Below are 12,420 nucleotides of genomic sequence, written 5' to 3'. Positions count from 1 at the left end.
AGTGGCAAAATAAATAAAAGGACGGTGCTGACATTGAGTGAAAAGCAGCAGCAAGGTCTCGTGTTAGTTTATACGGGCAATGGAAAAGGGAAAACGACCGCGGCACTGGGAATTGCGATCCGCGCAACAGGTCGCAACCAGCGAGTGCTGATGATTCAATTCATCAAATCACCTGATCGCAGCACCGGCGAAAAAATGATGTTTGAAAAAATGGGTATCGAAATGCATCAGGTCGGGATTGGGTTTACATGGACAAAAACACCTGAAGAACATCGTGAGGCGCTAAGAAAAGCGTGGGAGTTCACTAAGGAAAAGGTTCAATCTGGCGCATACGATGTTGTTATTTTAGATGAATTAAACAATGCTTTGGCGATTAACAGCTTTCCAATTGAGGATGTGCTGCCAATACAAGAGGTTCTCGAGCTCATCCACCATCGTCATCCAAGTATGCATCTAGTGATTACCGGCCGCAGTGCCAAACAGGAAATTCTTGATGCAGCCGATTTAGTAACGGAAATGAAGGAAATTAAGCATTATTATCAGGACGGCGTTCCAGCAGTGAAAGGAATTGAATACTAATGGCATGGATTGAAAAATATGGCCATGGCGGTGACATGCTGACAGCACAAAAGCAATTTGGACTCGATTCAACGCCACTGTTAGATTATAGTGCAAATATTAACCCGCTAGGGCCTCCGCCTCGTGTGATGGAGGCTCTTCGCAACGAGCTTGAAAAAATTGTTCATTATCCAGACCCGGCTCAACGCAAACTAAAGGAAAAACTGGCGACAAGGTTTGGACTCGCGCCAGATCAACTTATAATTGGCAATGGGGCGGCCGAATGTATGGCGCTGATTATTTTAGCGCTAGAGCCAAAAACGGTTGGTGTTATCTACCCATGTTTCTCAGAATATGAGAAACTGGCAACAGCTTTTGGAGCTAGTATCAAAGCTTGTTATGGCAATGAAGAGTACCATTTTAAACCGGACCTTACCGATTTATTTTCCTTATTTAAAGAGGTTGATCTTGTATTTATCGGTCATCCAAACAATCCAACGGGTGTGATTTATACCGAAGAAGAGCTAATAGCAATTGCCATAGAAGCTGAAGCAACCAACACCTATCTCGTAATCGATGAAGCATTTATTGACTTTCTTCCGAAAAATACACAAGTGACGTTGCTCCCGCAGCTTCAACGATACAAGAAGTTAATCATCGTTCGTTCGATGACGAAATTTTATGCGATACCAGGGCTGCGACTTGGTTATGCCGTTTCAAAGCCGGACATAATCGCTAGATTACAAGAAAAGCAAGTAACCTGGAGCGTGAATCAGCTAGCGCTAATGGCTGGTGAAATATGTTTAGATGAGCTAGAGTATGAGGAGCAAACGATTGCCTTAATTGAAGAACAACGTAATTCAATCAAACGTTTGATTGAAAAACATTTAGGCTGGTTTGTTTATCCTGGACAAGCCAATTTTTTATTGGTGCGACTCCCAAGCCCGCTAAAAGTGGAAGAGCTTCAATGGGCTATGGGGCAAAAGGGAATTATGATTCGCTCCTGTGCGATGTATCCGGGCTTAACGGAGCAAGACTTCCGAATTGCCGTCCGCACTAAGCAGGAGAATGACCAACTTCTAGCTTGCTTGTTGGAAGTTGTAAAAGAGAGGAAATGGGAAACATGGCGTTAACCTATGTAACAGGTGGGGTACGTTCTGGTAAAAGTGAGTATGCGGAAAAGCTGGCTATAGCTTCGAATATGTCTGTCCTGTATGTCGCATTTGGTGTGAATACGGATGCCGAAATGCAAAGCCGAATTGAGAAGCATCAACAGAGGCGCCCTCAGGATTGGGGTGTAGTCGAGCAGCCGTATGAACTCGTCGGCTCCTGTGAGCAGTATCTGGATTACGAGGTTGTTTTGGTTGATTGCTTTTCAACGTGGCTGACAAATAAAATCATTCAAATTCCTGAAGCAGAGCTCCGTAATGAAACCTATCGATTAGAAATCTTAAATGAAGTTCAGGCATGGCTAGCAAAAATCCAGCTAATGCATCAACAGATCATCGTTGTTTCCAGTGAAGTTGGTTTAGGTGGAGTCGCCATGTCACCGCTCGGCAGACTGTTTCATGATCTGCTTGGAGAATGTAATCAAATGATAGCCCACGCAGCGGATGAAGCTTACGCGGTTCTATCTGGATTACCTGTGAGGTTAAAGTTATGAAGGCATTTTTGGCGGCATTGATGTTTTTAACACGTATCCCGTTACCACAAATCAATATTTCAAAAAATGATTGGCATAAAAGTGCAATCTATTTCCCATTGGTCGGACTTGTGATTGGGGCTATTTTGTATCTGACTTCTTGGGGCTTGGAAAGATTATTTCCAACTACGGTCACGGCCTTTTTGGTCGTGCTAATGTGGATTTGGATTACGGGTGGTTTACATATTGATGGCTGGATGGACTTAGCGGATGGCTTTGGCAGCAATAAAAGCCGTGAGCAAATCCTTGAAATAATGAAGGATAGTCGCGTTGGGGCAATGGGTGTCATTGCGGCTATTTGTTTAATCGGTGGAAAATGGGTGGCCGTTTATGAATTGCTGCAACACGATCGTGCGATTATGTTAGTAATGAGTCCAATTTTTGCTAGATTTTTGTTAATTAGCGCGATTCGCTTGTTTCCATATCGACAAGAAGGCGGGATTGGAGCAGGGCTGCGGACATCTTTGTCTGTGATCATTGTTTTTTTGAATCTTTTATTTATTTTAATCGTGGCTTATTATTTAATAGGAAGTATTGGCATTCTAATACTAGGAGGCACAGCCATTTTTAGTGGGCTGCTTGCGATTAATATTTATAAAAAATTAGAGATGCTGACAGGGGACTGCTACGGGGCACTTGTTGAATGGAGTGAGGTAGTCGCTTTATTTGTATCTTTGGCAATTTGGAGGATTCTGTAATGCAGCTTATTTTTGTTAGACATGGACAAACCAATGAAAACGCAGCAAATCAATATTTAGGGCATTCTGATCCAGCGCTAAATGAGGTTGGACGTCAACAAATTATTCATTTTACGAAAATTTTCCCGAATCATTTTCTAGATAACATTACTTCTTTTTATAGTAGTGATTTAAGTAGAACGCAAGAGACAGCGAAAATGATTGGGGAAAGTCTAAACCTCAAACAACTTGAGCTTTCATCTGCTATTCGTGAGATGCATTTTGGAGATTGGGAACTATTGACGTATGAACAAATTATGGAGTCCGATTCTGTGCTAGCGACTTCTTGGATTGATAATCCGTTTGAGTTGGCTCCGCCAAATGGTGAAACGCTGTTGGATTTGGGCAGACGCTTTGATGCATGGCTTGAGCAGTTGTTGGAGCAATCAGCTCAAGACGAAAAAATCTTGATTGTTTGCCATGGTGGGCCGATTCGCTGGTTCCGCAGCAAGTGGCTCATCGGTGATGAAAGACAATTCTGGAACCATGACGGCATTAAACATGGGACAGGATTAGTGGTTGAGTATGACAAGGGGACGAGAGAGTTTTCGAATGCGAAGCTCATAAAATAGATTTGTTTGGGGAAATGAAGATGCAACCTTTTCGAGAAAAAAATAGCTATCAATCTGCTGTTTGGCCAGGATTGATGATGGAAAAAAAGAAGACCATTTGTTGTTCCACACACCTGAGCCGGTCGAAACATTAAGCAGTGCGGTGTATGGGGGTGGGCTTAATCGGGCGAATCACTTCGTCAATTGGAAGGTTCCGCTTGATTACTCAGCGACAGACCCAACAAAGCTAATGGAAGAGATGCTTGCGGGGTGGGGATACCCAGTTTCTCGTTCGATTGGGCTTCAAACTGCTGCATATATTCATACTGCATCTGTACAAGAAGTGGTTGGGGATGAGTTTCGGATGGTTTGTGTTGTGACGGCTGGGATTGGAAATCGAGCCAGAGCGGGGAAGCATCGAGCAACATTCCCTGCTTACCAATGTTCAACGATTAACGTTTTTTTGTTTATTGATAGCAGTATGACCCAATCAGCGGTGGTCAATTCGATTATCACGGCGACGGAAGCGAAAGCAGCAGCCTTACAAGATTTAGGAATTTTCGATGAAAATGGCGAGCAAGCGACGGGAACGACTACGGATTCCGTTGTCGTGGCTGTGAGTCAAAACTCGAGCAAATATCAAACACACCAATTTGCAGGGGTCGCAACATCCATTGGGAATGCAATCGGCTGTCTAGTTTATGACGCCATCCGTGAAGTGGTCCAATCACAGGAGGATATGTAGGAGCCATGCTTATTCAAGCGATTTATATTTTTATAGCTTATGTAGTTGATAGAGTGGTGGGGGATCCGAAGTTTTTATTGCATCCCGTCGTTATGATTGGTAGGTGCATTAGCCAATTAGAAAAGTGGATTCGAAAATTTGTGAGTAGGGAAAGTTCGCTTAAAATAGCGGGGCTGCTGTTTCCTGTCATCATTGTCGGAGGTTCATATGTAGTCGTTTGGGCATTGCTGTATGGAGCTAGATTGGTTCACGATTGGCTCGCGATCGCCCTTGAAATTTGGTTGATTTCGACAACAATAGCCGTGAAGGGACTTGGCGATGCCGGGATGGAAGTGTATCAGCATTTAAAGACTGGTAATCTTCAAGCCGCTCGCCGTAGCTTGGGAATGATTGTTGGACGAGATACCGAGAAGTTAGATGAGAGTGAAATTTCTCGAGGTGCGGTGGAAACCGTGGCGGAGAATATAGTGGATGCTATCATTTCACCGTTATTTTTTGCATTAATCGGTGGGGCACCACTGGCGATGGCGTACAGGGCCGTTAATACGTTAGATTCCATGGTTGGATATAAAAATGAAAAATACTTAAATCTTGGCTGGGCTTCAGCGCGGCTGGATGATGTGGCGAATTATATACCAGCTCGATTAACAGCATTTTTGCTATTATTTGCAAGTCTAATGAAGAGATTAAGTATACAAAATGCGTGGAGAATGCTTATTCGAGATGCTCATCTTCACCCAAGTCCAAATAGTGGGATAACTGAATCTATGATTGCGGGTGGTTTAGGAATTCAGCTAGGAGGGACAAATTATTATAACGGTGTTGTTTCTCATCGTGCGAAAATGGGAGAAGCAACTAGGCGGATTGAAGCAGATGACATCATAAAAACTGTGCAGATAATGAACCTGACATCATTTGTTTTTTGTTTACTATTACTAGTATTAACCTACGTATTACATTACGTATAAGATTGCTGAAAGATTAGGAGTTTTAATATGAAAATTGGGAAGGGTATTTGCTATGGAACATTTGGTGAATTAGTTCAAGGAGTTTTAGATAAATCCCCATTTTTAATAACGTTACCAATCCCATCTTTAAAAAGTGAAGCTACATTTTTTCCTAACTTTTCATCAACAGAGATAATTGGGTCTCCTAACAAAGCAAAAGCAATCGCTGCGTGTGAAAAACTATTACAGCACTTTATGATAGATATTGGTGGTACCTTAATTATTAATTCAAATATTAAAGTAGGGAAAGGGCTGGCTAGTAGCTCGGCTGATATTGTTGCAGCAATGCGAGCTGTTGCGGATAGTTTTAATTTAACTCTTTCAGAAGAATTAATATCCTGCATCGCAATCGAGGTCGAGCCAACGGATGGTGTTATGTACCCAGATTCAGTCGCCTATGACTTTTTAAATGGAAAATTAATCGAGAATCTTGGACCAATACCCCCATATCATTTAATCGGTTTTGACTTCGGTGGTGTAGTTGATACCATTGCCTTTAATAAAATTCCAAAGGATTATAGTTTAAATGATAAATGTATGTTTTTGAAGGCATACGAGTTAGCGAAAAAAGGTATTAAAAATAGTGATTTATCACTATTATGTGTTGCAAGTACAATTAGTGCGACTATTAATCAAAAATTCCTACCAAAACCCTTATTCGCTGAATTCGAGCAATTAGCTCATTCATATGGTGGAGGAATAGTTTGTGCACATAGCGGAACAGTTATAGGGATTTTGGTTGAACCAAATCTAAATAAAACTAAAGAGTTAATTAAGCATATTGAATTGGAATTAAAGAAAAAACAAGGTGTTGGAATAAAACCAATTTTGTTTGTAAATGGAAATTCCATAGAAACTCTATGTGAAGAACAGTCTATGAGCTTTTTTTAATATTTGTTGTGACTACTCTTTACTCTAATCAAACGGGCGTGACTCTTTAAAAGGAAGAGTCATTTTTTTCTGCTGATTAGGATTCCGAATAGGTTATTTATCTAGATCTTGTTTGATTCAAACGGACAACTACAATATTTGAATTTAGTAAGGTGGTTGGTAAGATAGGAACAGAAAAATATTCATATATTAAGATTTTCAACAATCGGGCCATTTTCTTGAATACCACATTTAATGAAAATCGTAATGGGTGAAGAGAATATTAGGACTCTTACTTAATTCCTTTATAGTTAAATTAGTTATGGGATTTGGTGAATTTAACAAAATATAGAAAGAGGTTATAGACAACTTTGAAGTTTGATATTACAATTGTAATATCATATTGTGATTACGCTTGTAATCTTAAGAAGGGAGAAGGATATGAAAGAGCTGCCAAAAATATCAGAAGCTGAATTTGAGGTTATGAAGATCCTATGGACTAATTCTCCTTTATCAGCAAATGAAGTTGTGCGAATGCTTGAAGATCAAACAGATTGGAACCCAAAGACAGTTCGGACATTATTAAACAGACTGGTCCAGAAAGGGGCTATTGCTTTCCAACAGGAAAAAGGAAAAGTGTATGCTTACTATCCAATTGTTTCGCAAGATGATTATCTTCAAGTAGAAACAAAATCTTTCTTACAGCGCCTTTATGGTGGAGCGTTCAAACCGTTATTGGTTCATTTTTTACGTGAAGAAAAACTGACTCGTGAAGAAATTGATGAATTAAAACAGATTCTTGATGATCAGACTGATAAAAACTCGGATAATAGATAAATGAAAGGAACACGATTATGAGTACCCTTGATCATTTTCTTCAGCAGTTTTTTTATTGGGTAATTGATACAACTATTGTGTGTACTGTTTTAGTGGGACTTATCCTGCTCATTAAGACGATCATTCAGGACAAGTTACCGCCAAGATGGCATTATATTCTATGGCTTACGCTGGTATTTAGACTTATGCTTCCGCCACTTCCTGAAGGGTTAAACAAATTACATGATTTTCTACCTCAAATTAAACATACTTCTACGATTGCGATGACCGTTCCATCTCACCAAGAGTCTACATATATCATAAGCTCAGTTAAATCAGTTTTTCCAGAAAAAAATGTTTCAAGGCAAAAGACAGAGTTAAAATCCCAAGCAGTTTCTTTTGTTCAAATCTCTATGTATATTTGGGTAATAGGGATCCTTTTTTTTGGAATATTAACTGTTGTTGAAAATATACGTGTATTACTATATGTTAAACGTCAACCTCATATTGCTGATCCAATTGTAGAACAGATATTTGAACATTGTAAGAAAAGAATGTCAATAAATATGAGGATTCCCTTAGTTTTATCTGGAAAACTTACGAGCCCTTCAGTTATAGGGGTTACTAAACCGCGCATCTTGTTGTCTAAAAAACAATTAGAGAGATTAACAGATAATCAATTGCAGTTTATTTTCCATCATGAACTTGCTCATATAAAAAGAAAAGACATTATCATGAATTGTTTAATGAATGGACTATTAATTCTTCACTGGTTTAATCCCATTATGTGGTATGCATATTGGCGAATGCGTCAAGATCAGGAAATCGGTTGTGATGCACTTGCTCTTAGTTACGTGGGTATAAATCAAAAAGTAGAATATGGACAGACGATTATTAAAATATTGGACGAATCCTCGGGATATTATGAGCTTTCAAATTTAGTAAACATGGCCGGGGAAAACAGGCTTTAAAGAGGAGAATACATATGATAAAACAATTCAAAAATAAATCGTATCAGTGGTCTGTATTAGGATTCACGGTGGTCATTGTACTAATCATGTTTTCATTTATAAATACTGATGTTTTATCCCTTAACGGTAAAGATTTTACAGTAGAAGCAGCAACCAAAGGAGAACAGTCTAATGAAACTCAAAAGACTGGAATTAGTAAGAATAAACCAGTAAATAATGCCAATAAGCCCATTATAGTTAAGGAAAACTCTGAGGTGAGAAAAGTAATTTCTGTTCAAGAAACAGTTAAGGAGAGATTACATACTATTCAACAAAATGCTCCATTTAAGATTCTTGTACCGCAAACAAATAAATTGTCTTTAACCAGTGCGTTTATGAATCCAGTTTCAGAAAATACGAAAGAACGTAATGTGGACCTACTTTACAATACTTCAAGTGGTGAAGTGCATATTTGGGAAAGCAACTTGAATGTTAAAACATCCGAGAAGAATCCTTTACATGCTCCAGGATATAATGAAAAAATAGTTCAAATTGGTACTCAAGATTGGAATTTTACTCCTCATAACGATGATAAAGATTTATTAATTTTTACCTCGATAATAAATGATGTAGTAATACAAGTTAGTGGGAAAATTCCGTATGCTGAGTTGATAGAAATAATTTCGTCATTAAAATGATTTTGGAAACATAAATCAGGCTTAACAAAAAATCAAATTTTTATTAATGATATTCCACAATAGGACGAAAAAATGCAATAAAATAGACTGTTCATTTAATCAGCCATTTCTCCTTCTTTTAATCAATAAATAAGACAGATTACTTCAATAACCGTCACAAAGAGCTTTGATAATTATAGTAAAATATAATTAGAGGTTAGTGTTAGAAGGAGGGCTTGTAAATGAAGAGTATTGGAAAAACTAAAGTTATTATCATAGCATTATTGTGCTTATTAACAAGTACCATATTAATTGGATGCAAAAATGGTAATGACTTACAACAAACGCAAAGCCCGGAAAATGAAGTTGAAATCGATATAAAGAATTTGGAGCAAAGTATTTCAGAATATAAAAATGAAATTGAATCGCTGCAAACGCAAAATGAGTTTATGAATGAGCGAAATCAATATTTAATGACTATTATTAAACAAATAATAAATGATTATTCGGATGAAGAAATGTTGGAATTTTCCCAAAATCAGTTCATATATGAGTTGCAAGTTAATGGTTTATCAATTCCGAAGAATGGACAAGTTACGATTCCTGCGGGGGACGTGGAAATTCTTGTATCGGAAAAAAGTATGGGTTACGATTTTTTACCCCGTGAATGGTTAGAAAAAGGGAAAATTAGAGGGAACTGTATTGATCATATCTTAAATATTAATACTACTATTTGGACACAGTCAGGAACTGATGGCACTGTCAATACAGCCCAGGGTTATAAAACAAAAAATGTTAAAGCAGGGGAACATATTTTCTTTAATATTACGGATGAAATAAAAGGACGATTAAACCTTGATACTAATTTAATACAGATTGAAGTCAACTGAGGTTCCGTCTAACATAATATAGAAGTAGTAGAAGATTTGACAATAAACGAATTAATTGTGGAAACATTGTATTTAAATTGCTCCGTTTGTTCAACAGTATATGAGCAACTTTAGTTATTCAGTTATAGGGCGCAATTCCAAAAGAATTGTGCTCTTACTTTTTGGGTCATTTAGTGAACAAGTTGGATGAATGCCATTTCTTTTTATGTTTCATTTGAAACCCTTTCAGACATTTTGAAATAAAATCATCGGAGGTGCGATCGCACCTCTTTTTTGGTTGACAAATGTTTTAAATATTAATAAAGTTTATTTGTTAACCAAATATTAAAATAGTTTACACTTAAAGGGGAGAAACAAATGGCAAAACAACAATTTAAATTGAGAATGATGATTGTGACAGCACTTTTTGCTGCAATCATTGGCGTAATGGCCCAAATTACAATTCCGCTTCCGCTCGTTCCAATTACAGGACAAACCCTTGCTATTGGGTTAGCAGCAACAATCCTAGGTTCTCGTTACGGAACCTTATCGGTCATTTTATATTTAATTATTGGTTCCGCAGGAGTACCAGTATTCGCTGAATTTTCAGGTGGAGTTTCAAAGCTTATCGGACCTACTGGAGGTTATTTAGTTGGCTTCCTTCCAACTGCCTTTCTAATCGGATGGTTTATGGAAAAAACAGCCTACAACTTCAAGAATGCAGTGATTGCTAATAGTATTGGAATGCTCGTTACTTTGGCATTTGGCACTGCGTGGCTAAAGGTTGCTGCCGAGCTTTCTTGGCCAGCTGCTTTTGCAGGAGGATTTACTCCATTTATCATTGTTGGGTTAATCAAGGCTGCCCTTGCTTCGTGGATTGGTGTCTTAGTTCGAAACCGCTTGATTTCTGCTAGGTTATTGTTTTCAGAAAATAAAGACCAAATAAAATCAGCCTAAAAAATATTAATGATTTGTAGTTTATGCTTCAGCTAGCTCGGAGAGAAAGGCTAATAATCTTTTAGTTCTCCCGTAAATGGGTTCCGATCCGCGCAAAAATAGCTTTATTATTTATGCAATTAATGGGCGCGAAACTTCAACAAATGGACTGTTTTTTGAGCAGTCCATTTTTCTTAGCCCTTTAATCGGTTATAGAGCAGTTTAGTTCAATTTAAAATTATAGTGACTGCACAGATTTTGGAATATAATGTAATACAGGCGGTGTTATTTTGGTGATGTGATTTCTATCTTTTTGATAAGGGGGGATTACAAATGATAATGTTTGGTTTTATTAGTATCTATTTAATGCCAATTTTAGCTATTATTTTTTGTCTTAATCTTGTAGAAATATTAAAGAAAATAAAAAAAGACCAACCTACAGCTATGAACACATTTTGGCTTACTATATCATTTGTTTTAATTGTATGGAGCATAGCTGTTATGGCTTCCTCTGGTGCATAAGAGGTTGAGTGCCGAAATAAGTGTATACGCCCTAAAATCCTCTCGTGTTTTCAAATTAATATTAATGTTAGTAAGGAATAGAAATTGTTAAGCCTTATACTTTTACAAAGGAGCGATTGTTCAATTAGAACAGTAGCTTTTCACTAAAGGGCTAGGTTAATTAAAAAATGTTTATTAATAAGATAATTTTGAGGAGATGAGGTAATTGCAATTTGTTTCTGTACTATTTCTTTTAGCCGTTGCTGTCTTTATAATGTACTATTTACCACTAATATCAAAAGATTTACATAAAATAACTAATCAGAATGAATTAATTATTAAACTTTTAGAAAAAAAACCTGATAAAGAAGATGAAAAATAAAATTTCTTGTTGAACTAACAGGGTGAGTTAGTTTAATAGGCTATTGACAGTAATCACTAACTTAATCTCAAGAAAAGGGCGCTTCTTAAGTTGAGAAAAGGGTCCTATTCTATTATTATTACTAAGTTTCTTGAGGTTTAAAAATAAATTATCTACGATTCTTGTATATCCAACGTATGAAATAAACTCTCCTTGAACATAATAGAATTTAGATTAATGGATTTATACAGTAGGAGAGTGAAAGAATATGTTATTATCCGAAGCTTGGAAAAAATATCAACAAGATAAAAGTATAGAAGGATATTCATCCCTTACATTAAAAACATATTGTTTTCAATATAACCTCCTATTACGGTACTTCGGTGATGTGGATATGAGTGAATTGACTACTGAGAAACTAAAAGAATATCTTGTACAAGAAGGAAATCACTTGAAGCGATCTAGTTTGGGGCATAGGGTCCGCTGCATTAAGTCAATATTCAAATGGACACATGAAGAAGGATATATCTCAAATAATCCAGCTGCCAAATTAAAAGAGCCGAAATTGGGAAAAAGAATTCCAAAATTCCTTTCAGACATGGAGATAGAACATCTGAGAGAAGCATGTCAGACAACAATGGAAAATGCACTATTTGAGTTTATGTATTCAACTGGTTGCCGTATTGGGGAAGTTGTAAAATTAAATCGCGATGATATTAATTTTTGGACAAATACAGTCATTGTCCATGGAAAGGGTGATAAAGAAAGGGAAGTATACTTTAATACCCGTTGCTCCATTTGGTTAAGAAGGTATTTAGATGAACGAGATGATGAAGAGTCTTGTTTATTTATTACGGAAAGAAGGCCAAAAAGGCGGATGAGTATTGATAACTTACGATATATTATCAAACGAATATCGAACCGTGCCGGCATAAAAAAGAGTATACATCCACATCAGTTACGCCACAGTTATGCTACACATATGATGAACAACGGTGCACCACTTGAAGTGATCCAAAGCCTGCTTGGCCATGAGAAGAGTGAAACGACCAAAATATATGCACAGCTGAGTGGAAAACTGAGACATGATTTTTACAGTAAATATTTTTAGGCTAAATAAATTAACTTCAATATCAAGAC

The 12,420-nt window shown here is 37.3% G+C and carries 16 protein-coding genes; all 16 read left to right on the top strand.

Annotated features, from left to right (window positions below; all coding sequences use genetic code 11):
• Positions 1-33 precede the first annotated feature (33 nt).
• The 16 genes from cobO (at position 34) to xerA (ending at position 12,391) form a co-directional block, all read left to right on the top strand.
• A complete protein-coding gene (gene cobO, locus RGF10_RS22580; protein ID WP_412176658.1) occupies positions 34-579 on the top strand; it encodes a cob(I)yrinic acid a,c-diamide adenosyltransferase in 546 nt (181 codons plus the stop codon).
• On the top strand, positions 579-1,691 hold the full coding sequence (cobD, locus tag RGF10_RS22575) for a threonine-phosphate decarboxylase CobD (protein WP_318505960.1): 1,113 nt from the start codon (positions 579-581) through the stop codon (positions 1,689-1,691). Before cobO ends, cobD begins: the two co-directional genes overlap by 1 nt.
• The gene (gene cobU / locus RGF10_RS22570) at positions 1,682-2,221 is read left to right on the top strand and encodes a bifunctional adenosylcobinamide kinase/adenosylcobinamide-phosphate guanylyltransferase (protein ID WP_318505958.1); all 540 of its coding nucleotides are present in this window, start codon (positions 1,682-1,684) and stop codon (positions 2,219-2,221) included. Before cobD ends, cobU begins: the two co-directional genes overlap by 10 nt.
• Complete coding sequence (cobS, locus tag RGF10_RS22565) at positions 2,218-2,958, top strand: adenosylcobinamide-GDP ribazoletransferase (protein WP_318505956.1); 741 nt, start codon at positions 2,218-2,220, stop codon at positions 2,956-2,958. The genes cobU and cobS overlap by 4 nt, the downstream gene beginning before the upstream one ends.
• Complete coding sequence (locus tag RGF10_RS22560) at positions 2,958-3,569, top strand: histidine phosphatase family protein (RefSeq protein WP_318505953.1); 612 nt, start codon at positions 2,958-2,960, stop codon at positions 3,567-3,569. Before cobS ends, RGF10_RS22560 begins: the two co-directional genes overlap by 1 nt.
• Before the next feature lie 100 nt (positions 3,570-3,669).
• Positions 3,670-4,293, top strand: a complete 624-nt coding sequence (locus tag RGF10_RS22555; protein WP_318505951.1) for an adenosylcobinamide amidohydrolase — start codon at positions 3,670-3,672, stop codon at positions 4,291-4,293.
• Between the two features lie 5 nt (positions 4,294-4,298).
• Positions 4,299-5,261, top strand: coding sequence for an adenosylcobinamide-phosphate synthase CbiB (cbiB, locus tag RGF10_RS22550; RefSeq protein ID WP_318505949.1), 963 nt, complete (start codon positions 4,299-4,301; stop codon positions 5,259-5,261).
• A 27-nt stretch (positions 5,262-5,288) separates the two neighbouring features.
• On the top strand, positions 5,289-6,191 hold the full coding sequence (locus RGF10_RS22545) for a GHMP family kinase ATP-binding protein (RefSeq protein ID WP_318505947.1): 903 nt from the start codon (positions 5,289-5,291) through the stop codon (positions 6,189-6,191).
• Between the two features lie 420 nt (positions 6,192-6,611).
• Complete coding sequence (locus RGF10_RS22540; protein ID WP_318505945.1) at positions 6,612-7,007, top strand: BlaI/MecI/CopY family transcriptional regulator; 396 nt, start codon at positions 6,612-6,614, stop codon at positions 7,005-7,007.
• Between the two features lie 17 nt (positions 7,008-7,024).
• On the top strand, positions 7,025-7,957 hold the full coding sequence (locus RGF10_RS22535; RefSeq protein WP_318505943.1) for a M56 family metallopeptidase: 933 nt from the start codon (positions 7,025-7,027) through the stop codon (positions 7,955-7,957).
• A gap of 14 nt (positions 7,958-7,971) precedes the next feature.
• Entirely contained in the window at positions 7,972-8,634 is a 663-nt protein-coding gene (locus RGF10_RS22530) for a hypothetical protein (protein WP_318505940.1), read from the top strand.
• Positions 8,635-8,855: 221 nt separating this feature from the next.
• On the top strand, positions 8,856-9,503 hold the full coding sequence (locus tag RGF10_RS22525; RefSeq protein ID WP_318505938.1) for a hypothetical protein: 648 nt from the start codon (positions 8,856-8,858) through the stop codon (positions 9,501-9,503).
• A 357-nt stretch (positions 9,504-9,860) separates the two neighbouring features.
• The gene (locus RGF10_RS22520) at positions 9,861-10,439 is read left to right on the top strand and encodes a biotin transporter BioY (protein ID WP_318505936.1); all 579 of its coding nucleotides are present in this window, start codon (positions 9,861-9,863) and stop codon (positions 10,437-10,439) included.
• Between the two features lie 312 nt (positions 10,440-10,751).
• A complete protein-coding gene (locus RGF10_RS22515; RefSeq protein ID WP_318505934.1) occupies positions 10,752-10,940 on the top strand; it encodes a hypothetical protein in 189 nt (62 codons plus the stop codon).
• A gap of 205 nt (positions 10,941-11,145) precedes the next feature.
• Entirely contained in the window at positions 11,146-11,301 is a 156-nt protein-coding gene (locus RGF10_RS22510) for a hypothetical protein (protein WP_318505932.1), read from the top strand.
• Between the two features lie 247 nt (positions 11,302-11,548).
• The gene (gene xerA / locus RGF10_RS22505) at positions 11,549-12,391 is read left to right on the top strand and encodes a site-specific tyrosine recombinase/integron integrase (protein WP_318505929.1); all 843 of its coding nucleotides are present in this window, start codon (positions 11,549-11,551) and stop codon (positions 12,389-12,391) included.
• Positions 12,392-12,420: the final 29 nt, after the last annotated feature.

The sequence above is a fragment of the Bacillus sp. T3 genome, from assembly GCF_033449965.1.
In the GTDB taxonomy this organism is placed as follows: domain Bacteria; phylum Bacillota; class Bacilli; order Bacillales; family Cytobacillaceae; genus Bacillus_BU.
This window is presented reverse-complemented; position numbering and strand designations above follow the sequence as displayed.

Coding starts and splice junctions, on each gene's coding strand:
- cobD (WP_318505960.1), top strand. CDS start 579: ATGGCATGGATTGAAAAATATGGCCATGGCGGTGACATGCTGACAGCA.
- cobU (WP_318505958.1), top strand. CDS start 1,682: ATGGCGTTAACCTATGTAACAGGTGGGGTACGTTCTGGTAAAAGTGAG.
- cobS (WP_318505956.1), top strand. CDS start 2,218: ATGAAGGCATTTTTGGCGGCATTGATGTTTTTAACACGTATCCCGTTA.
- RGF10_RS22560 (WP_318505953.1), top strand. CDS start 2,958: ATGCAGCTTATTTTTGTTAGACATGGACAAACCAATGAAAACGCAGCA.
- cbiB (WP_318505949.1), top strand. CDS start 4,299: ATGCTTATTCAAGCGATTTATATTTTTATAGCTTATGTAGTTGATAGA.
- RGF10_RS22545 (WP_318505947.1), top strand. CDS start 5,289: ATGAAAATTGGGAAGGGTATTTGCTATGGAACATTTGGTGAATTAGTT.
- RGF10_RS22540 (WP_318505945.1), top strand. CDS start 6,612: ATGAAAGAGCTGCCAAAAATATCAGAAGCTGAATTTGAGGTTATGAAG.
- RGF10_RS22535 (WP_318505943.1), top strand. CDS start 7,025: ATGAGTACCCTTGATCATTTTCTTCAGCAGTTTTTTTATTGGGTAATT.
- RGF10_RS22530 (WP_318505940.1), top strand. CDS start 7,972: ATGATAAAACAATTCAAAAATAAATCGTATCAGTGGTCTGTATTAGGA.
- RGF10_RS22525 (WP_318505938.1), top strand. CDS start 8,856: ATGAAGAGTATTGGAAAAACTAAAGTTATTATCATAGCATTATTGTGC.
- RGF10_RS22520 (WP_318505936.1), top strand. CDS start 9,861: ATGGCAAAACAACAATTTAAATTGAGAATGATGATTGTGACAGCACTT.
- RGF10_RS22515 (WP_318505934.1), top strand. CDS start 10,752: ATGATAATGTTTGGTTTTATTAGTATCTATTTAATGCCAATTTTAGCT.
- xerA (WP_318505929.1), top strand. CDS start 11,549: ATGTTATTATCCGAAGCTTGGAAAAAATATCAACAAGATAAAAGTATA.